The organism is Streptomyces xanthophaeus (genome assembly GCF_000725805.1).
GTDB lineage: Bacteria > Actinomycetota > Actinomycetes > Streptomycetales > Streptomycetaceae > Streptomyces > Streptomyces xanthophaeus.
In genome coordinates this window covers 17898-38183 of the sequence record NZ_JOFT01000030.1, presented here as the reverse complement: position 1 = coordinate 38183, position 20286 = coordinate 17898, and the positions used below count along the sequence as shown (strand labels likewise).

The window sequence follows — 20286 nt, the reverse complement described above, 5'->3', positions numbered from 1 at the left end:
GCCCGGGCCCGCGGCCGGGAACGGGCGAAGGCCCCGCCGCGGAGTGCGGAGGGGCCTTCGGCGAGCGGGGGGTCAGCAGCAGCGGAAGCCCTCGCGAGGGTCGGCCTCGCGGGAGTCCGTACGGGCGCGTTCGAAGGCGCGGCGGGTCATGACCGGCGCGTCCGCGTCGTGCGAGCGGGCGTGGGCGACGTACCGGTCGTACGCCGCCTCGCCCGAGAACTCCCGCAGGTAGAACCAGGCCTTCGCCAGCGCGCCGCGGACGCCGCTCATGAGGACACCGGCTCCTTCACGGCGCCGCCGCCCGAGTCGAGCCCGGCCGCGGCGAGCTCGGCGCGCTCCTCGGGGGTCGGGATCAGCCCGGCCGGGGCGACGATCTTCGACTCGGTCCAGGGGACCTCGGACAGCTTCACGGATTCCGGGCTGCTGATGGCCTTGAAGCAGGTCCGGGCCGCGTCCACCAGCACGATGATGATCAGGACCGCGAAGAGTACGGACAGGACGCCGTCCACCGTGGCGTTGGTGACCACGGTGTGCATCTCGCCCATGGTCTTCGCCGGGGGCAGGACCTTGTCGGCGTCGATGCCGGCCTGGTACTTGTCGCGCTGGGCGAAGAAGCCGACCTTCACGTCCTCGGAGAAGATCTTCTGGTAGCTCGCGGTGAGCGTGACCGCCACGTCCCAGGCCAGCGGGACGCCCGTGACCCAGGCCCACTTGAGCCGGCCGGACTTGATGAGCAGCGTGGTGCAGACGGCCAGGGCGACCGCGGCGAGGAGCTGGTTCGCGATACCGAACAGCGGGAAGAGCTGGTTGATGCCGCCCAGCGGGTCCTTGATGCCCACCCACAGGAAGTAGCCCCAGCCGCCGACGACGACCGCGCTCGCGAACCAGACGCCCGGCTTCCAGCTGACGTCCCGGAAGGACTTGTGCACGTTGCCCAGGGTGTCCTGGAGCATGAACCGTCCGACGCGGGTGCCAGCGTCCACCGTCGTCAGGATGAACAGGGCCTCGAACATGATGGCGAAGTGGTACCAGAAGGCCTTCATCCCGGCGCCGCCGATGACGGCCGAGAAGATGTCCGCCATTCCGAGTGCGAACGTGGGGGCGCCGCCGGTACGGGAGAGCAGGCTGGCCTCCTCCACGTCCTTCGCGGCCTGGGTGAGGGCCTCGGGGGAGATGGCGAAGCCGAAGTTGGTCACTGCCGCCGAGGCGGATTCGACCGTGGTGCCGATGACCCCGCCGGGGGAGTTCACGGCGAAGAACAGGCCCGGCTCGATGATGGAGGCCGCGATCATCGCCATGATGGCGACGAAGGACTCGGTCAGCATCGCGCCGTAGCCGATCACCCGGACCTGGGTCTCCTTCTGGATCATCTTCGGGGTGGTGCCCGAGGAGACCAGGGAGTGGAAGCCGGACAGTGCCCCGCAGGCGATGGTGATGAAGACGAAGGGGAACATCGACCCGGCGAACACCGGGCCGTCGCCGCGCGCCGCGAAGTCGGTGACCGCGGGCATCTTCAGGGTGGGCATCGCGATGACCACGCCCAGCGCGAGCAGTGCGATGGTGCCGACCTTCATGAAGGTGGACAGGTAGTCGCGCGGGGCGAGCAGCATCCACACCGGCAGGACCGAGGCGACGAAGCCGTACCCGATCATCCAGACGACCAGCGTCTCCTTCTCCAGGGTGAAGGTGTCGGCCAGCGAGGACTCGGCGACCCAGCCGCCCGCGACGATGGCGAGCAGGAGCAGCGCGACGCCGATGGCGGAGACCTCGGTGACCCGCCCCGGCCGCAGCACGCGCAGGTAGAAGCCCATGAAGAGGGCGATCGGGATGGTCATGCCGATGGAGAAGACGCCCCAGGGCGAGTGCGCCAGCGCGTTGACGATGACGAGGGCCAGCACCGCCAGCAGGATGATCATGATCGAGAACACGGCCACGAGGGCGGCGGCCCCGCCGACGGGGCCGATCTCGTCCCGGGCCATCTGGCCGAGGGAGCGTCCGTCGCGGCGGGTGGAGAAGAACAGCGTGACCATGTCCTGGACGGCGCCCGCGAAGATGACGCCCGCGACGATCCAGATGGTGCCGGGGAGGTATCCCATCTGGGCGGCGAGCACGGGTCCGACGAGCGGCCCGGCGCCGGCGACGGCGGCGAAGTGGTGGCCGAAGAGCACGCGCCGGTCGGTCGGATGGAAGTCGACACCGTTGTCAAGGCGTTCCGCGGGGGTGGCCCGCGTCTTGTCCACCTTCAGGATGCGGTGCGCGATGAAGCGCGCGTAGAAGCGGTAGCCGATGGCGTAGGAACCCAGTGCTGCGGCGAGCAGCCAGGCGGCCGAGATCTCCTCGCCCCGCGAGAGTGCCAGTACGCCCCAGCCGATGGCTCCGATGAGCCCGACGAGCACCCAGGTGGCGATGGACCTCGCAGAGGGCGAGTCCGGCGTGGTGCCCGGACTCGCCGCGTCCCGTTCTGTCCCTGTTGCTTCCGGTTCCGGCATGGCTCTCGTCCCCTCGTCGATCATCTGCGTGGAGCGCAGGAATCTACGGGGGGTTACCCGCTGAACGTAAGACCCCGTCCGTATACCGGTATCCGGGCGGAGGTCAGACGGCGGGCCGCTTGAGCCGGGCGACGAACTTGTACCGGTCCCCGCGGTACACCGAACGCACCCATTCGACCGGTTCGCCGTCGGCGTCCAGCGAGTGGCGGGAGAGCATCAGCATCGGCAGCCCGACGTCGGTGCCCAGCAGCCCGGCCTCGCGCGGGGTGGCCAGCGAGGTCTCGATGGTCTCCTCGGCCTCGGCGAGGCGGACGTCGTACACCTCGGCGAGGGCGGTGTAGAGAGAGGTGTACTTGACGAGGGAACGGCGCAGCGCGGGGAAGCGCTTGGCCGACAGGTGGGTGGTCTCGATGGCCATCGGCTCGCCGCTGGCCAGGCGCAGCCGCTCGATGCGCAGCACCCGGCCGCCGGTGGCGATCTTGAGCAGTCCGGCGAGGGTGTCGTCGGCGGTCACGTAGCCGATGTCCAGGAGCTGGGAGGTCGGTTCCAGGCCCTGGGCGCGCATGTCCTCCGTGTAGGAGGAGAGTTGCAGCGGCTGGGAGACCTTGGGCTTGGCGACGAAGGTGCCCTTGCCCTGGATCCGTTCCAGCCGTCCTTCGACGACGAGCTCCTGGAGCGCCTGGCGGACGGTGGTCCGCGAGGTGTCGAATTCGGCCGCGAGCGTGCGCTCCGGCGGTACGGGTGTCCCGGGCGGCAGTGTCTCGGTCATGTCGAGCAAGTGCCGCTTGAGTCGGTAGTACTTGGGTACGCGTGCCGTGCGAGTGGCTGCCCCGCTTTCCGGCTCTGTGATCGCCCCTTCGGTGGCCATCGCCGCCCGCCTTCCCGACTCCAGTTTCGCTGCCGTCACCGGCTCCTCCGATATGTGCGGTCACATCGTGACACGTGCGGGGGGACAGGCCTTCTCTCTCCCCAGGTGTCGGTCCGATAACGGACCGAGCACCCGATCATTAGACCCTTGACACCCCTAAAGGTCTAGGCCAAGCTCCGGTTACTGGTCTAAACCAATATGGATCAGATCCCGGCCCCACGGCAGTACTTCGCGTATGTCACCGCGGCGGGCAAGGGAAGTGCAGGCAGGCATCCCTGAGGAGGGTGGCGTGAAGCGCAAGCTCATCGCGGCGGTTGGAGTCGCGGGCATGGTTATCGGCCTCGCGGCGTGTGGGGACTCCGAGGACGGCAAGGCGAAGGCCGATGCCGGACCCAAGGAGATCACCGTCTGGGTGATGGACGGTTCCGCGCCGAAGGCCTGGATCGACGAGGTCAACAAGGAGTTCTCGGCCAAGCACCCCGGTGTCACGGTCAAGGTCGAAGAGCAGAAGTGGACCGGCATCCAGGAGAAGGTCACCACCGCCCTCTCCGAGAACTCCCCTCCGGACGTTCTTGAGCTCGGCAACACCCAGACCGCCGGTTACGCGGTCACCGGCGGTCTCGCCGATCTGACGAAGGACAAGGCCAAGCTCGGCGCCGACGCCTGGCAGAAGAGCATGCTCGCCTCGGCCGAGGTCGACGGCAAGCTCTACTCCGCGCCGTGGTACGCCGCCAACCGCGTCGTCATCTACGACAAGAAGGCCTTCGAGAAGGCCGGCGTCACCCCGCCGAAGACCCGCGACGAGTGGGTCGCCGGACTGGAGAAGCTGAAGGCGGCCGACCCGGCCTCGCAGCCGATCTACCTGCCCGGCCAGAGCTGGTACATCCTCGCCGGTCTCATCTGGGACGAGGGCGGCGAGCTCGCCACGAAGGACGGCGACAAGTGGAAGGGCGGACTGGCCACCCCGCAGGCCGCCTCCGCGATGGAGTTCTACAAGAAGCTCCAGTCCTTCTCCACCGCCCCCAAGGACAAGGACGAGGCGACCCCGCAGCAGTCCGTCGACATCGTTCCCAAGGGCGGCGTCTCGTCCTGGATCGGTCTCGGCTGGGAGGCCGGCGGTGCCGAGAAGGCGCTGAAGGAAGCGGGCAAGGAAGCCGACTTCGGTTACTTCCCGATCCCGGGCAAGACCGCCGACAAGTCCGGCACGGTCTTCCTCGGCGGCTCGAACCTCGCCGTCGCCGAGCGCTCCAAGAACAAGGAGCTCGCCAAGGAGTGGCTGGCCCTCGCCGCAGGCAAGGACCAGATGACCAAGTACGCCGTCGAGACCAAGGGCGCGCTGCTCCCGAACCAGGCGGGCGCCAACTTCGCCGCCCCGGCGGGCTCCTTCGCCGAGGCCATGGCCAAGGCCGGCCTCAACGGCAAGATCACCCCGGTCACCGCGGGCTGGGCGAACGTCGAGACCGAGCCGAACCCCATCAAGGAGTTCATGACCAAGGTCCTGAACGGTGAGGACCCGGCCAAGGCCGGTGCGGCAGCGGACGCGGAGATCGCGAAGCGCATCAACAAGTAGTCCCGCCCCGCAGCACCCGCACGACCCAGCAGTGTGAACGCACCGGGGGGTGCGGCAGGCGCCCGGTCGCCTGCCGCGCCCCCGGTCGCGCATTTGACTCCACAGTCAACCGCGAGGAAGCCACGCCATGACCGTGCACTCCCAGGGAGCGACGACCAGCGCTCCACAGGACGCACCACTGAAGTCCGCCGGAAAGCCCGCGGTGCCCGCCACCGCCACCGCTGCCGGCCCCAGCCCAACGTCTCCTCGCGGGGGACGGAAGCCACTCCCCTCGGGGTGGCTGCCCTACCTGCTCGTCGGGCCCGCGGTGCTCGCCCTCGCGACGTTGCTGCTGTACCCGCTGATCAAGAACGTGATCCTGTCCTTCCAGGACATCAACAAGATCGAGTTCATCCAGCGGAAGTACCCCTTCGCGGGCTTCAGCAACTACACCGAGCTGCTCACCGACTCGAACTTCTGGACCGTCGTGGTCCGGAGCTTCGCGTTCACCCTGGCCAACGTCATCCTGATCATGGTGATCGGCAGCCTCATCGGGATCCTGCTGAACCGGCTCGGCAAGAAGATGCGCCTGGTCCTCTCGATGGCCCTGGTGATGGCCTGGGCCATGCCGATCGTCGCCTCCGTGCAGGTCTTCCAGTGGCTGTTCGACGAGCAGTTCGGCGTCATGAACTGGGTCATGCGCACGGCCGGCTTCTCCGGCTACGACCAGCACAACTGGATGGCGAGCGGCCTCTCCACCCTGACGATCATCACGATCCTGGTCGTCTGGGGCTCCGTCCCCTTCGTCGCCCTCAACATGTACGCCGGTCTGACCACGGTCGGTGCCGAGCTGTACGAGGCCGCCCGGATGGACGGCGCCAACGGCTGGCAGACCTTCTGGAAGATCGTCTTCCCGAACCTCAAGCCCTTCTTCCTCATCACGACGTTCCTCGAAGTGATCTGGGTCTTCAAGGCGTTCACGCAGGTCTACGCCATGAAGAAGGGCGGCCCCGACCGCGCTTCCGAGATCCTGCCGGTCTTCGCCTACGTCGAGGGCCAGAGCCAGGCCCACTACGGCCTCGCCGCCGCGATCTCCGTCCTGACGATCCTCATCCTCGTGATCGTCATGTCCTTCTACTTCCGCCTGATCCTGAAGCAGGAGGAGGAGCAGTGAGCACGAGCACCGCCCCGAAGCCCGCGTCGCCGTCCGCAACCCCGGCCACGCCCGCGCAACGGCTCCGCACCCGCCCGCCGGTCCGCCCCGCAGGCATCGCCAAGAACATCGGCGCCCTGCTGCTGGCCGTCCTGTTCGTCTTCCCCGTGTACTGGATGTTCTCCTCGGCCCTCAAGCCGTCGAGCGAGATCCTCACCAAGGACCCGGTCTTCGTCTTCACCCCGACGCTGGACAACTTCACCAAGGCCACCGGGGTCGACCAGTTCTGGACGTACGTGACCAACAGCATCCTGGTCACCGTCGGAGCCGTGGTGCTGTCCCTGCTCGTCGCCCTCGCCGCGAGCTTCGCCATCGCCCGGCTGAAGTTCAAGGGCCGCAAGGGCCTGGTCCTCGCCGTGATGATGGCGCAGATGGCCCCCTGGGAGGTCATGGTCATCGCGATGTACCTGATCGCCCGCGACTCCGAGATCCTCAACAGCCTCCCGCTACTCACGGCGATCTACTTCGTGATGATCCTCCCCTTCACCATCTGGACCCTGCGCGGCTTCATCGCCGCCGTCCCGGTGACCCTGGAGGAGGCCGCCCAGATCGACGGCTGCACCCGCGGCCAGGCCTTCCGCAAGGTGATCTTCCCGTTGCTGGCCCCCGGCCTGATGTCCACCTCGCTCTTCGGGTTCATCACGGCCTGGAACGAGTTCGCCATGGTCCTGATCCTGAACAAGGACAAGTCCGCGCAGACCCTGCCGCTCTGGCTCACCGAGTTCCAGGGCGCCTTCGGCAACGACTGGGGCGCCACCATGGCCGCGTCCTCGCTCTTCGCGGTCCCGGTCCTGCTGATCTTTGTCTTCCTCCAGCGCAAGGCCGTCGGCGGCATGACCGCCGGCGCCGTGAAGGGATAACGGCCCATGACTGTCCTTGCGCACCGCTCAGACACCGTGACCCGCGACGCGCTCGCCGTCCTGCAGCCCGGCTTCGAGGGCACCACCGCCCCGGCCTGGGTGCTCCGCCTCGTCGGCGAGGGCCTCACCGCCGTCGGCCTCTTCGGCCGCAACATCGCCTCGCCCGAGCAGCTCGCCGCGCTGACCGCGCAGCTGCGGGGCGAGCGGGACGACCTCCTGGTCGCCATCGACGAGGAGGGCGGGGACGTCACCCGCCTGGAGGTCCGCACCGGCTCGTCCTTCCCGGGCAACCTGGCCCTCGGCGCCGTCGACGACACCGCCCTGACCCGCGAGGTGGCCCGCGAGCTGGGCCGCCGCCTGGCCGAGTGCGGGGTCAACCTCAACTGGGCCCCGTCCGCGGACGTCAACTCCAATCCGGACAACCCGGTCATCGGCGTACGGTCCTTCGGCGCCGACACCCGGCTCGCCGCCCGGCACACCGCCGCGTACGTCGAGGGCCTCCAGGCCTCCGGCGTCGCCGCGTGCACCAAGCACTTCCCGGGACACGGCGACACCAACGTCGACTCGCACGAGGCGCTGCCCCGCATCGACGTGGACCTGGACACCCTCCAGGCCCGCGAGCTCATCCCCTTCAAGGCGGCCATCGAGGCCGGCACCAAGGCCGTGATGAGCGCGCACATCCTGGTGCCCTCCCTCGACCCGACCCGCCCGGCCACGCTCAGCCCGCAGATCCTCACCGGCCTGCTGCGCAAGGAGCTCGGCTACGAGGGCCTGATCGTCACCGACGGCATGGAGATGAACGCCATCGCCGGGACGTACGGCATCGAGCGCGGCTCCGTCCTGGCCATCGCGGCGGGAGCCGACGCGATCTGCGTGGGCGGCGGGCTCGCCGACGAGGGCACCGTCCTGCAGCTGCGCGACGCGCTGGTCGCGGCCGTGCGCGAGGGCACGCTCCCCGAGGAGCGGCTGGCCGACGCGGCGGCCCGGGTCCGCGCCCTGGCCGAGTGGACCCGCCGGGTCCGGCCGGACGCGGGCCTGCGGGGCGCCGGGTCCGACATCGGTCTGACGGCGGCCCGCCGGGCCCTGGTGATCACCGGTCGGGCGGCCCGGACCGAGGCCCCGTACGTGGCCACCTTCAGCCCCGTCGCGAACTTCGCGGTGGGCGACGAGACCCCGTGGGGCGTGGCCGGCGAACTGACCGCGCTGCTGCCGGACACCGCCTCGGGCGTCTACCCCGAGGGCACCTCGGCCGCCGAGGTCCTGGCGGCCGCGGGGGAGCGTACCGTCGTCGCGGTGGTCCGCGACGCGCACCGGCACCCGTGGATGGCCGAGGCCCTGGACGCGCTGGTCGCGGCCCGCCCGGACACCGTCGTGGTCGAGATGGGCCTGCCGCGCGCCGAGCCGCGCGGTGCCCTGCACATCGCGACGCACGGCGCGGCACCGGTCTGCGGCCGCGCCGCAGCCGAGGTCATCGCGGGCGCGTAGGCGTCCGGCGTACGGCGAGAGGGCCGGGCTCCCCAGGGGAGCCCGGCCCTCTCTCGTGTCCGGCGCCGGTACGGCTACAGGCCCTGCCAGGCGGGCTTGTCGGCGTACGTCTGGCGGAAGTAGTCCGCCAGCTTCAGCTTCGAGGCGGCCGCCTCGTCCACGACGACGGTCGCGTGGCGGTGCAGCTGGAGCGCGGAGGCCGGGACCAGTGCGGAGAGCGGGCCCTCCACGGTCTGTGCCACGGCCTCGGCCTTGCCCTCGCCCGTGGCCAGCAGGACCAGGTGGCGGGCGTCGAGGATGGTGCCGATGCCCTGGGTGATGACGTGGTGCGGCACCTGCTCCAGGTCGTTGTCGAAGAAGCGCGCGTTGTCCACGCGGGTCTGCTCCGTCAGCGTCTTGATGCGGGTGCGGGAGGCCAGGGAGGAGCACGGCTCGTTGAAGCCGATGTGCCCGTCCGTGCCGATGCCCAGCAGCTGGAGGTCCACGCCGCCGGCCTCGGCGAGGGCGCGGTCGTACGCGTCGCAGGCGCCGACGATGTCCTCGGCGGAGCCGTCCGGGCCCATGAAGGCGGCCTCGGACAGGCCGAGGGGCTCGACGACCTCGCGCAGCACCACGGCGCGGTAGGACTCGGGGTGCCCGGCCGGCAGGCCGACGTACTCGTCGAGCTGGCAGATCCGGGCCTTGGAGACGTCCACCCGGCCTTCGGCGACCTGGGCGGCCAGGGCCTCGTAGATGGGCAGCGGGGTAGAGCCGGTCGCCACGCCGAGCAGGGCCTCGGGCTTGCGGCGGACCAGGGCGGCCATGGCCTCCGCGATGAGCTCGCCGCCTGCCTTGGCGTCCGGGACGATGACAACTTCCACGCGGGGCCTGCCGATCTGGAGTGGTGATGTGGTATAGACCAATCTAGCAGAGCTCGCCGCCTCACGGAGGGCTCCCGCCGCTTTCCATCCTGATCCCGTTCCCCTGCCCCGGCCTCCCGGCGGGCCCCGCGTGCGGGGCCGTCAGGCGAGCGCCAGCTGCAGGCCTCCGGTGGCGTCGAGGTGCTGGCCCGTGACCCAGCGGGAGTCGGGGGAGGCCAGGAAGGCGACCACGTCCGCGACCTCCCCGGCCGTGCCCACGCGGTGGAAGACGGACCGGGAGGCAAGGTGGGCCCGGGTCGCCGGATCGGCGAGCAGGGCGGCGTTCAGATCGGTCGCGGTGATGCCCGGGCCCACCGAGTTCACGGTGATCCCGCGCGGGGCGAGCTCGGCGGCGAGCGAGGTGCTCAGCGCGTTCACCGCGCCCTTGGCCATGACGGTGGCCAGGATCGCGGGCAGGGCGATGTGCGGGGTGCCGGTCACGTTCACGATCCGGCCGCCGTCGCGCAGCCGGGCCAGCCCGTGCCGGATCACGAAGAACGGCGCCTTGGCGTTCAGGGCGTGCGCCCGGTCGTAGGCCTCCTCGTCGGTGTCCTCGATCCCGGCGAAGGTCGCCGCCCCCGCGTTGTTGACCAGGATGTCCACGCCTTCGGTACGGGCCGGGTGCGCCGCGTAGGCGGCCCAGAGGGCCTGTGCGCCGCCCGGGACGGCGAGATCGGCCCCGAGGGCGAAGGCCCGGCCACCGGCCTCCTCGATCGCCGACACCGTCTCCGCGGCCGCCGCCGCGTCCCGGCCGTAGTGCACGGCGACCAGCGCGCCGTCCCGCGCCAGCCGCTCTGCCACGGCCCGCCCGATGCCCCGGCTGCCGCCCGTGACCAGTGCCGTACGTCCTTCGAGCACGCCCATGGCGCACCTCCCCTTCGAAATGACTAGTGACCGCTACAGAAAGGGACCGTACCAGATTCGCTAGCGGTCGATATAGAATTCGCGCATGGTGACAGGACAGCGCGGCAGGCCCCGCTCCTTCGACCGTGACGCCGCCCTCGACAAGGCGATGCTCACCTTCTGGGAGCACGGCTACGAGGCGACCTCCATCGCCGAGCTGACCGCCGCCCTGGGGATCGGGGCGCCCAGCCTCTACGCGGCCTTCGGTGACAAGCGCAAGCTCTTCGACGAGGTCGTCGTGGTCTACGGAGGCCGGTACGCGCACTTCGCGACCGTGGCGCTCGCCGAGGAGCCGACCGCCCGCGCTGCGGTGGAGCGGGTGCTGCGCGAGGCGGCGGAGATCTACACCGACCCGGCCCACCCGCGGGGCTGCATGGTGATCAACGCGGCGGTGAACACGACCTCGCGGGAGGTGGCCGAGGCCCTGCGCGAGCGGCGCGAGGCCACCATGGCGATGTTCGAGACCCGGATCGCGGCGGACGTGGCCGCCGGGGTGCTGCCCGCGGACACCGGCGTACGGGCGCTGGCGCGCTACACCGCGGCCGTGCTGCAGGGGATGTCCCAGCAGTCGCGGGACGGGGCGAGCCGGGAGGAGTTGGAGGCACTCGCACGGCGGGCCGTGCTGGCCTGGCCGCAGTGAGGGCGGGAGCGCGGACCGGCTCCGGGGATTCCTCTGGGCCACGGTGCAAGGCGGGACCCTCAGCCCGCCCGGCACCGTAGCCCGGAGTACTTCCGGCCGTCGGGTGTGCGGTGCCCGGCGGCCGTTTGGGAGGTGCCTGCGCGGTCAGGGCAGAGCGCGCGGCTTACCTCGATCCGTCCTCCTGTGCGGGGAGGGCGGAAGCTTTACTCAATTGTGGACTAGACCAATCTGTTCTGTCTATCCAATGACCGGGCCCGTACTCCCGTCACTTCCTCCAACAGTACGCGGCCCGTGGGCTTCCTGGATACTCCTGGGTATTCCCGTGGGGAAAGTCATGCGCCGTACCCGGGGTACGCTCGCAACGTGCCCTCCATGAACGACCTCGTCCGCCAGCACACCGCTCTCAGTGAAACCGAACTGGAGTGGCTCCACCTGCTGGTCTCGGAGTGGCAGCTGCTCTCCGACCTCTCCTTCGCCGACCTCGTGCTGTGGGTGCCCACCCTCGACGGCACGCGGTACGTCTCGGTCGCGCAGATGCGCCCGAACACCGGCCCCACCTCGTACCAGGACGACATGGTCGGCCACCTGGTGCCGCGCGGCCGCCGCCCGCTGCTCGACGCCGCCCTCGACGAGGGCCGGATCGTGCGCGAGGGCGACCCGGAATGGCGCGAGGAGGTGCCCGTGCGCGTCGAGTCGATCCCCGTGCGCCGCGAGGGCCGGGTACTGGGCGTGATCGCACGCAACACCAACCTGCTCACTGTGCGTACACCGAGCCGGCTGGAGCTGACCTACCTCCAGTCCGCCTCCGACCTGGCCCAGATGATCGCGGCGGGTTCCTTCCCCTTCCCCGGCCAGCAGGTCGACATGGACGCCTCCCCGCGCGTCGGGGACGGACTGATCCGCCTCGACGCCGACGGCGTGGTCACCTACGCCTCGCCGAACGCGCTCTCCGCCTACCACCGCCTCGGCCTCGCCTCCGACCTGGTGGGCCAGCACCTCGGCGACACCACCACGGAACTCGCCCCGTCCCGGGGCCCGGTGGACGAGGCCCTGGTCAAGCTGGCCAGCGGCTGGGCCCCGCGGGAGACCGAGGTCGAGGGCAACGGCGGGGTCATCCAGCTGCGCGCCATCCCGCTGAAGCCGAAGGGGATCCGGATCGGATCCCTGGTGCTGTGCCGCGACGTCACGGAACTGCGCCGTCGCGAACGCGAATTGATCACCAAGGACGCGACCATCCGGGAGATCCACCACCGGGTGAAGAACAACCTCCAGACGGTGGCGGCCCTCCTGCGGCTCCAGGCCCGGCGGATGGATTCGGAGAACGGCCGCGAGGCGCTCAATGAAGCCGTGCGCCGCGTGGGATCGATCGCGATCGTGCACGAGACGCTCTCTCAGAACCTGGACGAGCGGGTCGAGTTCGACGAGATCGCCGACCGCGTGATCGCGATGGTCGCGGAGATCTCCCCCGGCAAGGTGCAGTGCCGGCGCACCGGACGCTTCGGGATCCTGGACGCGGAGGTCGCCACTCCGCTGTCCATGGTGCTGACCGAGATCCTCCAGAACGCCCTGGAGCACGCCTTCACGGCGGGGGAGGGCGGCACCGTCGAGGTGTCCGCGACCCGCACCGGCACCGGCCGCGCGGACGCCCGGCTGATGATCACGGTGCTGGACGACGGCTGCGGTCTGCCCGAGGGCTTCGACCCGCAGCGGGCCGGCAACCTCGGACTGCAGATCGTCCGCACCCTCGTGGAGGGAGAGCTCGGCGGTACGTTCGACATGGTCCGGGCCCAGCCGCGCGGCACCAAGGTCGTCCTCGACATACCGTCCAGCCCCCAGAAGTAGTCCGCGGAGCAGTCCGGGCGCCCGCCCGGCCGGTCACGCACGGTGACCGAACGGCTTCTCCGCAAGGGTCCGGACAGCACTGAACCCCGGACCGAATGGTTTTCGGTCCGGGGTCCAAGAGCACGTTGCCTAGCGCTTAATGGGGTACTACGCGCTGCGTCGAGGCTCGAAAGTCGTTGTCAGGCGCTGGCGTTGCGCGCCCGGTTGCGAGCGGCGCGGCGCTTCATTGCGCGGCGCTCGTCCTCGCTGAGACCGCCCCAGACACCGGAGTCCTGACCGGACTCGAGCGCCCACTGCAGGCACTGCTCCATGACGGGGCAGCGGCGGCAGACGGCCTTGGCTTCCTCGATCTGCAGCAGCGCAGGACCGGTGTTGCCGATGGGGAAGAAGAGTTCCGGGTCTTCCTCACGACAAACGGCGTTGTGACGCCAGTCCATGGCTGCTCCATCTCCTTGTATTGCGGGCAGGTTGCTTGTGAATGTGAACGCTTTCACGAATCCCCCCGTGAGGGAAGGGCGACCGCCCAGTTTCCTGGTGGAGGTCCGTGATTCGTGGAGGGGTTCTGGCGGTCTGTGTGGGTGCCGGGTGCTGCGGGCTGTCCCGATCGCCATGTAGAGATTCGCAAACCTCGGACGGGGATACAACCCCTTCCGGAAAGTTTTTTTTGATTCGTCGGTGTCGACTAGGTCACAGCCCTACTTCCTGGGGGTGGACCGACGTGTAAACGTTCGAGTGAAAGGACTTTGGGCCCTTCCACTCACACAATCACACGCAGTGCCCGGCGTACGCCTGTGAACCGAACGCTGGTGCGCAGTCCGAGGTGGTCGCCGTCCATCTGGAAGGGAAGGGGAACCTTCGAATGCAAGGTGAAGTCGGTCAAATCGTGCAGAGACACCGCGTGCTTGCCGTGCGGACCGCGCTCAGGAGTGGAGGTCAGGAGCTGTGTCGCGTACCGAGCGACCGCCGGAGTTGACAAACGGTTGAGGGCCAGTACGTCAAGCGCAGTATCGAACGACGCCTCCGGAGAGGCGTAAAGCGGACGATTGCCCAGGAACGTCCACGGCGAGGTGTTGCACACTATCGACAGCACCAGATCCGTCACCGGATCCGCGCCGGGCCGCTCCAGCGTGACCGTGCCGTGCCGGCGGTTCGGTTCCTCCCAGAACTGCCGCATCAGCTGTCGTACGTACAGTGCGTGCGTCGAACGCTTGCCGCGCTCCCGCTGCTGCTCGACCCGCCCCACCACACCCGCGTCGAAGCCGAAGCCCGCGCAGAAGGTGAACCAGCGCGCCGGGACCGACTCGTCCTCCGTGCCCGGGGTGCCCGCCGCCAGACCCAGGCCGACCGTCCGCTCGCGCTGCTCCCGCAGTGCGTCCAGCAGGGCGCCGGTCGCCTCGACCGCGTCGTTGGGCAGGCCGAGGGCCCGTGCGAACACATTGGTGGAGCCGCCGGGGACCACCGCCAGGCGGGGCAGCCGCTCCGGATCGGGCCCGTTGTGCAGCAGCCCGTTGACCACCTCGTTGACCGTGCCGTCGCCGCCCAGTGCCACGACGAGGTCCAGACCCTCGTGCGCGGCCTTGCGGCCCAGGTCCTTGGCGTGCCCGCGGTACTCGGTGGTGACCGCCTCCAGCTTCATTTCGCTGGCCAGGGCGTGTACGAGGACGTCGCGCGTGCGCGCACTGGTGGTCGTCGCTGCTGGGTTGGCCACGAGAAGTGCACGCATGTGCGCCAGACTACCCACCCCTTCGCGCGGCGACTCTACTGCCCGTCCCCTCCGGGCCGGGGGCGGGCGGCTACGCTGCTCGGGTGAGTGAGAAGCAGCCCCAGAGCGCCCGCGCGAACGCCCCCGCCCCCGACGCCGCCGGGACCGGTGCGCTGCCCGGCCGGCTGACCGCCGCCGCGGTGCTCACCGGCCTCCAGGGCCTGGTGGTGGCGGGTCTCGCCGTCTACATGCTGGTGACCGCCGTCGTGGGCGACCCCGAGTCCGTACAGATGGCCGCGACGGGCGGGGTCACCCTCCTCGCGCTCGCCGCGGTGCCGCTGGTCGCGGCCCGCGGACTGCGGCTGGGCCGCCGCTGGAGCCGCGGGCCGGCCCTGATCACCCAGCTGATGGCGCTGCCGGTGGCCTGGACCCTGTTCGGCAGCGGCGGGCTGATGGCCGTTGCGGGTGCGGCGCTGGCCGTGTCTGCGGTGGCGGTCGCGGCCCTGCTCCTGAACCCGAAGGCGACCGAGGCCCTGGGCGTCGGGGTGTCCGCCTCTTAGTCGTCCGCCTCTTAGTCCGCGCCTTGGTCCGCGCCTTGGTCCGTCCGCCCCGTGTCCGTCTCCGGGGCGCCGGCTCGTGAGGGCGTCGTGAGGGCGTACGTGCTCATGCGGCCCGTCCGCCCCCACTCCCCGAGGCGCCCCGCGGCGCCCCTCGGCTCACTCCTCGACGAGGAGCTTCTCGCGGAGCTGGGCCAGGGTGCGGGCCAGCAGGCGCGAGACGTGCATCTGGGAGATGCCCACCTCCTGCGCGATCTGCGACTGGGTCATGTTGCCGAAGAACCGGAGCAGCAAGATCCGCTTCTCCCGGGGCGGCAGCCCCTCCAGCAGGGGCTTGAGGGACTCGCGGTACTCGACGCCCTCCAGGGCCTCGTCCTCAGCACCCAGGGTGTCCGCCACCGCCGGGGACTCGTCGTCCGTGTCCGGGACGTCCAGCGAGAGCGTGCTGTAGGCATTGGCCGATTCCAGCCCCTCCAGCACCTCCTCCTCGGAGATCCCGAGCCGCTCCGCGAGCTCGTGCACGGTGGGCGAGCGGCCGTGCTGCTGCGACAGCTCCGCGGTGGCCGTCGTCAGCGAGAGCCGCAGCTCCTGCAGACGCCGCGGCACCCGGACCGCCCAGCCCTTGTCCCGGAAGTGCCGTTTGATCTCGCCGACCACCGTCGGGGTGGCGTAGGTGGAGAACTCCACCCCCCGGTCCGGGTCGAACCGGTCCACCGACTTGATCAGGCCGATCGTCGCCACCTGGGTCAGGTCGTCCAGCGGCTCCCCGCGGTTGCGGAACCGCCGGGCCAGGTGCTCGACCAGCGGCAGGTGCATCCGCACCAGGCGGTTGCGCAGCTCCGCCTTCTCCACCGAGCCGTCGGGCAGCGCCCGGAGCTCGATGAACAGGGCCCGCGCGCCGCTCCGGTCGCGCGGATCCGGCAGCGCCGGGGCCGCCTGGAACACCGGCGCCGGCGGGGCCGTGGCAGCGGCCTCCTCGGCAGGTGGTACCGGTGGCTGTGGTTGGTCGTGCTGGTTCTCGCTCATAGGGCCCGCCCGTCGCTCCGCCGAGTCCAAAAAGCCGTCTTCCGCATCCGCGTCAGCCGGGTGCGGCCGGGCGTGCTGCTGCTCCGGGATGCCGCCGTCGACCTCGTGCCGTACCCGGGGCCGATCCCCGCCCCGCACCGGGATCTCCCCGCCGCTCACGCCGGGCCTGGTCCCGCGCCGCGCTGTTTGTAGAGACTGATGCTCACCGTCCGGTCCTCCTCGACCGTCGACTCGACCTTGCCGGCCAGCGCCGACAGGACGGTCCAGGCGAACGTGTCGCGTTCCGGCGCACGGCCGTCCGTGGTCGGCGCCGAGACGGTCACCTCCAGCGAATCGTCCACCAGCCGGAAGACGCAGCTGAGGACGGAGCCCGGCACGGCCTGCTGGAGCAGGATCGCGCAGGCCTCGTCCACCGCGATGCGGAGGTCCTCGATCTCGTCGAGAGTGAAGTCCAAACGTGCTGCAAGACCGGCGGTTGCCGTCCGCAGCACCGACAGGTAGGCACCCGCAGCGGGCAGCCGGACTTCCACGAAGTCCTGGGTCCCGGGCTCGCCTGCGATCTGGGACACCCTCACCTCCAAGGTGGTACGAGCTCTGTTCGCCGGTGACGCTATCGCGATCCGGGCGATCGTGTCGCGGCACCCCTCATGGCACCCGCTTGGAGTGCCCGGACCGGCCGAGTTCCACCCGGTGACTGATGGTAAGCCCACGGGTACGCACAGTGGCTAGAGGTCTGCGGGCCCAAATCGGGGGAACCGGCGGAGGGTTGATCTACCCCGGCTCAGACGATCGAACCGTCGACAAAACACCAGCGCCACGTCTCGCCCGGTTCGAAGCTGCGCATCACCGGATGACCCGTCTCCCGGTGGTGCGCCGTGGCGTGCTTCAGGGGAGAAGAGTCGCAGCACGCCACGTGTCCGCACCAGAGGCAGAGCCGCAACTGCACGGGATGGCTGCCGACTGCGAGACATTCAGGGCAAGTCTGGGCAGCAGGGGCCGGCTCGGGGCGCGGCAGTTCGGCAACGTGCGTGCACTCGCTCATGATGACGAGCGTACGACGCGGGAGCGGGCGCACGACGGAGGAGGATGGCTTCGATGGAGGTATTGACGCTGGTCGCGCTGGTGGCCGGCAGCGCGGCCGTCGCGGGACTGGCCCGCCGGACACCGGTGCCGGCGCCCCTGCTGCTGGTCGCGGCCGGACTGATCGCGGGGTACCTCCCGGGCGTGCCGACGTACGTCCTCGACCCGCACATCGTGCTGCCGCTGCTGCTCCCGCCGCTGCTGCACACGGCCGCCGTGGACAGTTCGTACCTGGACCTGCGGGCGAACATCAGGCCCATCGCGCTGCTGTCGGTGGGCTACGTGCTCTTCGCGACCCTCGCCGTCGGGTACGCGGCGTACCTGCTGGTCCCGGGGCTGTCGCTGCCCGTGGCGCTGGTGCTCGGCGCGGTGGTCGCGCCGCCCGACGCCGTGGCGGCTACCGCGATCGCCCGCAAACTCGGACTGCCCCACCGGATCACGACCATCCTGCAGGGGGAGTCCCTCGTCAACGACGCGACGGCCATCACCGCCTACAAGGTGGCCCTCGCCGCCGCGGTCGGGGTCGGCGCGGGCTGGGCGGGCGGGATCGCGGAGTTCCTGCTGGCCTCGGTGGGCGGGGTCGGGGTGGGCCTGCTGCTGATGGTGCCGATCCACCACCTGCGCACGCGCCTGAAGGAGCCCCTGCTCCAGAACACCCTGTCGCTGCTGATCCCCTTCGTGGCGTACGCGGTGGCCGAGCGGGTGCACGCCTCCGGAGTGCTGGCCGTCGTCGTGGTGGCCCTGTACATCGGGCACCGGAACTGGCAGGTCGACTTCGCCACCCGGCTCCAGGAGGAGGCCGTGTGGCGGATGGTCGCCTTCATCCTGGAATCCGTGGTCTTCGCGCTGATCGGACTCCAGCTGCCGGTGGTCCTCAAGGGGCTGGGGGAGTACGAGGGCGTGGTCGCCGCCTGGTACGCGGTGGCGGTGTTCCTCGCGGTGGTGGTCGCCCGCTACCTGTGGGTGTTCCCCGCGACGTTCCTGCCGCGCTGGCTGTCGCAGCGGGTCCGCAGACGGGAGCCGGAGACCGACTGGCGGGCCCCGGTGATCGTGGGCTGGGCGGGCATGCGCGGGGTGGTCTCGCTGGCCATCGCCTTCTCCGTGCCGATGTCCGTGCCGCACCGGAACCTGATCCTCTTCCTGACCTTCACCACGGTCATCGCCACCCTGGTGGTGCAGGGGCTGACCCTGCCGATGCTGATCAGGGCGCTGAAGCTGCCGCCGCGGGACGTGCAGGCCGAGACCCTCGCCGAGGCGCAGGCGCAGAGCGAGGCCTCGCGGGCGGCGGACGAGCGGCTGACGGAGCTGCTGGAGGAACCGGAGAACAGCCTCCCGCCGCCCCTGACGGACCGGCTCCGGACCGTCATGGAGCGGCGCCGCAACGCGGTGTGGGAGCGCCTGGGCGAGGTCAACCCGGTCACCGGCGAATCGGCGGACGAGGTCTACCGGCGCCTGTCCCGCGAGATGATCGCCGCCGAACGGGAGGTGTTCGTCTCGCTGCGCGACCGCCGCCGCATCGACGACGAGATGCTGCGGGCGCTGCTGCGCAGGCTCGACCTGGAGGAGGCGGCCGCCTACCGCGAGGAGGGCTGACCGCTCCCCGGCCCCCGGCCCTGCTGGGCGGGGGCGGCCGGGTCAGGGGCGGCCCGTGACGACGGCGGCCAGGACGGTGCCGTGCGGGAAGGTGCCGCAGGCGGTGAGCCGGGTCAGCGCCCAGAGCAGCTTGGCCACGTAGATCCGCTCCACCGGGAGGCGGTGACGGTCCTCGAAGTCCGCGGCGAAGGCCTCCAGGGCGGGCGGGACCCGTGCGTAGCCGCCGTGGTGGAAGTCCTCCGCCAGGCTCCACTCACCCGCCGGGCCGCCGAAGGCGAGGGCCTGGAGGGAACGTATCTCCGGGCCGAGGAAACCGCCCGCCAGGACCGGTACGCCCAGCGCCCGCTGCCCGGGGCCGAGCCCGGCCGCCAGGCCCGCCAGGGTGCCGCCGGTGCCGCAGGCCACGGCCGCCACGTTCGCCCGCCCGCGCAGCTCGCGGCCCAGCTCCGCGCACCCCCGCAGGGCGAGCGCGTTGCTGCCGCCCTCGGGGACGACGTACGCGCCGCTCGCGCCCGCCGCGTCGACGAGCTGCGCGAGCACCTGCGGCTCGGCCTTGCGGCGGTAGTCGGACCGGGACACGAAGTGCAGGCGCATGCCGTCCGCCGCGCACCGGGCGAGGGAGTCGTTCAGGGGCCGCCCGGCGAGCTCGTCGCCGCGTACGACGCCCACCGTCCGCAGGCCCAGCAGCCGCCCGGCGGCGGCGGTGGCCCGCAGGTGGTTGGAGTAGGCCCCGCCGAAGGTGACGAGCCCGTCGTGCCCGGCCGCCACCGCGGCCCGCAGGTTCGGCGCGAGCTTGCGCCACTTGTTGCCGGGCAGCTCCGGGTGCACGAGGTCGTCCCGCTTGAGCAGCAGCCGTACGCCGTACCCGTCGAACCGCTCGTCGCGGACCTCCTGGAGCGGCGACGGCGGACGCGGCTGCAACAGCACGTCGGGGTTCGGGGGACGGTTCACCCGTCCATTGTGATCCGCCCCGCCCCCGCCCGCGCCGTCGCACACGGCCCCCCGGGCCCTACGCGCCGCGGGAGACCCGGCCGTGGTCCGTGACAACCCGCCGGAACAGGCCGTGCCCGGTGCGCCCGGCGTGGGCGAGCGCCCAGTCCTGGGCCCCCGCCTGATCGGGATGCGCGCCGGATTCGGCCCCGCAGCCGTAGGCCACGCAGAACGCTTCGAAGATCACCCCACCCTCGGGGGCATGCCGGATCGTGTGGGGCACGTACCGGAACAGGGCACGGGTCATCGGCCTTCCTCCGCGTGCGGATGCCGCCGGATCTCGACGTTGCAGTCCACGACCCCCGAGAGGTCCCCCAGCCGGTAGTGATCCGCCCGCTGCGCGACCAGCGCCCCGCACACGTCGCAGCCCGGGTCCGCCGGGCCGGGGTTGCGCACCGGGAACGGATCACGCTGCTCGACCTGTTGCCACATTCCCCGCACCATGCCGCTCTCCCCTGTCTGCCGCTGTCACTCGGTGCGATGGTCGGCCACCCTTCGGGACGTATCCGCTCCATTGCCGGGACGGCTGAGAAGTCCGTCAGTACGCTGCGAGGAAGCCCAAACGTCCCTGGGGGAGGCCTTGAACACCG

The 20286-nt window shown here is 70.8% G+C and carries 21 protein-coding genes; 8 read left to right on the top strand and 13 right to left on the bottom strand.

The genetic code is table 11. The annotated features are described in order from the left end of the window. Positions 1-72: 72 nt before the first annotated feature. The 3 genes from IO30_RS0119910 to IO30_RS0119900 all read right to left on the bottom strand — a co-directional run bounded on the left by IO30_RS0119910 (position 73) and on the right by IO30_RS0119900 (position 3357). The gene (locus IO30_RS0119910; RefSeq protein WP_031144863.1) at positions 73-270 is read right to left on the bottom strand and encodes a CstA-like transporter-associated (seleno)protein; all 198 of its coding nucleotides are present in this window, start codon (positions 268-270) and stop codon (positions 73-75) included. Beyond that, complete coding sequence (locus IO30_RS0119905) at positions 267-2489, bottom strand: carbon starvation CstA family protein (RefSeq protein ID WP_234321500.1); 2223 nt, start codon at positions 2487-2489, stop codon at positions 267-269. Before IO30_RS0119905 ends, IO30_RS0119910 begins: the two co-directional genes overlap by 4 nt. A 103-nt stretch (positions 2490-2592) precedes the next feature. After that, a complete protein-coding gene (locus IO30_RS0119900; RefSeq protein ID WP_031144861.1) occupies positions 2593-3357 on the bottom strand; it encodes a GntR family transcriptional regulator in 765 nt (254 codons plus the stop codon). A gap of 289 nt (positions 3358-3646) precedes the next feature. On the opposite strand from IO30_RS0119900, the gene IO30_RS0119895 reads away from it, so the two are divergent. The 4 genes from IO30_RS0119895 to IO30_RS0119880 all read left to right on the top strand — a co-directional run bounded on the left by IO30_RS0119895 (position 3647) and on the right by IO30_RS0119880 (position 8464). After that, complete coding sequence (locus IO30_RS0119895) at positions 3647-4927, top strand: extracellular solute-binding protein (RefSeq protein ID WP_031144859.1); 1281 nt, start codon at positions 3647-3649, stop codon at positions 4925-4927. A gap of 127 nt (positions 4928-5054) precedes the next feature. Next, positions 5055-6080: a carbohydrate ABC transporter permease gene (locus tag IO30_RS0119890; RefSeq protein WP_031144858.1), complete on the top strand. Its 1026-nt coding sequence runs from the start codon at positions 5055-5057 to the stop codon at positions 6078-6080. A 95-nt stretch (positions 6081-6175) separates the two neighbouring features. Further along, positions 6176-6979 carry a carbohydrate ABC transporter permease gene (locus IO30_RS0119885; RefSeq protein WP_031144857.1) on the top strand — a complete coding sequence of 268 codons (804 nt, stop codon included), beginning with the start codon at positions 6176-6178 and terminating at the stop codon, positions 6977-6979. A gap of 6 nt (positions 6980-6985) precedes the next feature. Beyond that, the gene (locus IO30_RS0119880; protein ID WP_031144855.1) at positions 6986-8464 is read left to right on the top strand and encodes a glycoside hydrolase family 3 protein; all 1479 of its coding nucleotides are present in this window, start codon (positions 6986-6988) and stop codon (positions 8462-8464) included. 74 nt (positions 8465-8538) lie between these two features. Here IO30_RS0119880 and nagB read toward each other — a convergent pair whose 3' ends face one another. Both nagB and IO30_RS0119870 read right to left on the bottom strand, forming a co-directional pair. Continuing rightward, on the bottom strand, positions 8539-9324 hold the full coding sequence (gene nagB / locus IO30_RS0119875) for a glucosamine-6-phosphate deaminase (protein ID WP_031144854.1): 786 nt from the start codon (positions 9322-9324) through the stop codon (positions 8539-8541). 141 nt (positions 9325-9465) lie between these two features. Then, a complete protein-coding gene (locus IO30_RS0119870) occupies positions 9466-10227 on the bottom strand; it encodes an SDR family oxidoreductase (RefSeq protein ID WP_031144852.1) in 762 nt (253 codons plus the stop codon). 85 nt (positions 10228-10312) lie between these two features. Between IO30_RS0119870 and IO30_RS0119865 the strand changes: the two genes are divergently transcribed. Both IO30_RS0119865 and IO30_RS0119860 read left to right on the top strand, forming a co-directional pair. After that, a complete protein-coding gene (locus IO30_RS0119865; protein WP_031144851.1) occupies positions 10313-10906 on the top strand; it encodes a TetR/AcrR family transcriptional regulator in 594 nt (197 codons plus the stop codon). A 372-nt stretch (positions 10907-11278) separates the two neighbouring features. Next, on the top strand, positions 11279-12748 hold the full coding sequence (locus tag IO30_RS0119860) for a sensor histidine kinase (RefSeq protein ID WP_031144850.1): 1470 nt from the start codon (positions 11279-11281) through the stop codon (positions 12746-12748). A 179-nt stretch (positions 12749-12927) separates the two neighbouring features. Here IO30_RS0119860 and IO30_RS0119855 read toward each other — a convergent pair whose 3' ends face one another. Together IO30_RS0119855 and IO30_RS0119850 are read right to left on the bottom strand one after the other, a co-directional pair. Next, entirely contained in the window at positions 12928-13185 is a 258-nt protein-coding gene (locus tag IO30_RS0119855; protein WP_003953983.1) for a WhiB family transcriptional regulator, read from the bottom strand. 320 nt (positions 13186-13505) lie between these two features. After that, positions 13506-14471, bottom strand: a complete 966-nt coding sequence (locus IO30_RS0119850; protein WP_031144849.1) for a diacylglycerol/lipid kinase family protein — start codon at positions 14469-14471, stop codon at positions 13506-13508. Between the two features lie 83 nt (positions 14472-14554). On the opposite strand from IO30_RS0119850, the gene IO30_RS0119845 reads away from it, so the two are divergent. After that, positions 14555-15010: a hypothetical protein gene (locus IO30_RS0119845; protein WP_031144848.1), complete on the top strand. Its 456-nt coding sequence runs from the start codon at positions 14555-14557 to the stop codon at positions 15008-15010. A gap of 156 nt (positions 15011-15166) precedes the next feature. Here IO30_RS0119845 and IO30_RS0119840 read toward each other — a convergent pair whose 3' ends face one another. The 3 genes from IO30_RS0119840 to IO30_RS43650 all read right to left on the bottom strand — a co-directional run bounded on the left by IO30_RS0119840 (position 15167) and on the right by IO30_RS43650 (position 17075). Next, positions 15167-16171, bottom strand: a complete 1005-nt coding sequence (locus IO30_RS0119840) for an RNA polymerase sigma factor SigF (protein ID WP_078903720.1) — start codon at positions 16169-16171, stop codon at positions 15167-15169. A gap of 17 nt (positions 16172-16188) precedes the next feature. Further along, a complete protein-coding gene (locus IO30_RS0119835) occupies positions 16189-16602 on the bottom strand; it encodes an ATP-binding protein (protein WP_030153599.1) in 414 nt (137 codons plus the stop codon). A gap of 212 nt (positions 16603-16814) precedes the next feature. Next, positions 16815-17075, bottom strand: coding sequence for a UBP-type zinc finger domain-containing protein (locus IO30_RS43650; RefSeq protein WP_078903721.1), 261 nt, complete (start codon positions 17073-17075; stop codon positions 16815-16817). 53 nt (positions 17076-17128) lie between these two features. Here IO30_RS43650 and IO30_RS0119830 point away from each other — a divergent pair, with 53 nt between their 5' ends. After that, a complete protein-coding gene (locus IO30_RS0119830; protein ID WP_031144845.1) occupies positions 17129-18706 on the top strand; it encodes a Na+/H+ antiporter in 1578 nt (525 codons plus the stop codon). Between the two features lie 42 nt (positions 18707-18748). On the opposite strand, the gene IO30_RS0119825 is transcribed toward IO30_RS0119830, so the two are convergent. From IO30_RS0119825 to IO30_RS0119815, 3 genes are read right to left on the bottom strand one after another with little or no spacing between them, the layout of a single operon-like run. Then, the gene (locus IO30_RS0119825; protein ID WP_031144844.1) at positions 18749-19657 is read right to left on the bottom strand and encodes a 1-aminocyclopropane-1-carboxylate deaminase/D-cysteine desulfhydrase; all 909 of its coding nucleotides are present in this window, start codon (positions 19655-19657) and stop codon (positions 18749-18751) included. 58 nt (positions 19658-19715) lie between these two features. Beyond that, complete coding sequence (locus IO30_RS0119820; protein ID WP_031144843.1) at positions 19716-19943, bottom strand: DUF7848 domain-containing protein; 228 nt, start codon at positions 19941-19943, stop codon at positions 19716-19718. Beyond that, positions 19940-20140 carry a hypothetical protein gene (locus tag IO30_RS0119815; RefSeq protein WP_051902427.1) on the bottom strand — a complete coding sequence of 67 codons (201 nt, stop codon included), beginning with the start codon at positions 20138-20140 and terminating at the stop codon, positions 19940-19942. The genes IO30_RS0119820 and IO30_RS0119815 overlap by 4 nt, the downstream gene beginning before the upstream one ends. Positions 20141-20286: the final 146 nt, after the last annotated feature.

Coding starts and splice junctions, on each gene's coding strand:
- IO30_RS0119910 (WP_031144863.1), bottom strand. CDS start 270: ATGAGCGGCGTCCGCGGCGCGCTGGCGAAGGCCTGGTTCTACCTGCGG.
- IO30_RS0119905 (WP_234321500.1), bottom strand. CDS start 2,489: ATGCCGGAACCGGAAGCAACAGGGACAGAACGGGACGCGGCGAGTCCG.
- IO30_RS0119900 (WP_031144861.1), bottom strand. CDS start 3,357: ATGGCCACCGAAGGGGCGATCACAGAGCCGGAAAGCGGGGCAGCCACT.
- IO30_RS0119890 (WP_031144858.1), top strand. CDS start 5,055: ATGACCGTGCACTCCCAGGGAGCGACGACCAGCGCTCCACAGGACGCA.
- IO30_RS0119880 (WP_031144855.1), top strand. CDS start 6,986: ATGACTGTCCTTGCGCACCGCTCAGACACCGTGACCCGCGACGCGCTC.
- IO30_RS0119870 (WP_031144852.1), bottom strand. CDS start 10,227: ATGGGCGTGCTCGAAGGACGTACGGCACTGGTCACGGGCGGCAGCCGG.
- IO30_RS0119865 (WP_031144851.1), top strand. CDS start 10,313: ATGGTGACAGGACAGCGCGGCAGGCCCCGCTCCTTCGACCGTGACGCC.
- IO30_RS0119860 (WP_031144850.1), top strand. CDS start 11,279: ATGAACGACCTCGTCCGCCAGCACACCGCTCTCAGTGAAACCGAACTG.
- IO30_RS0119855 (WP_003953983.1), bottom strand. CDS start 13,185: ATGGACTGGCGTCACAACGCCGTTTGTCGTGAGGAAGACCCGGAACTC.
- IO30_RS0119850 (WP_031144849.1), bottom strand. CDS start 14,471: ATGCGTGCACTTCTCGTGGCCAACCCAGCAGCGACGACCACCAGTGCG.
- IO30_RS43650 (WP_078903721.1), bottom strand. CDS start 17,075: ATGAGCGAGTGCACGCACGTTGCCGAACTGCCGCGCCCCGAGCCGGCC.
- IO30_RS0119830 (WP_031144845.1), top strand. CDS start 17,129: ATGGAGGTATTGACGCTGGTCGCGCTGGTGGCCGGCAGCGCGGCCGTC.
- IO30_RS0119820 (WP_031144843.1), bottom strand. CDS start 19,943: ATGACCCGTGCCCTGTTCCGGTACGTGCCCCACACGATCCGGCATGCC.
- IO30_RS0119815 (WP_051902427.1), bottom strand. CDS start 20,140: ATGGTGCGGGGAATGTGGCAACAGGTCGAGCAGCGTGATCCGTTCCCG.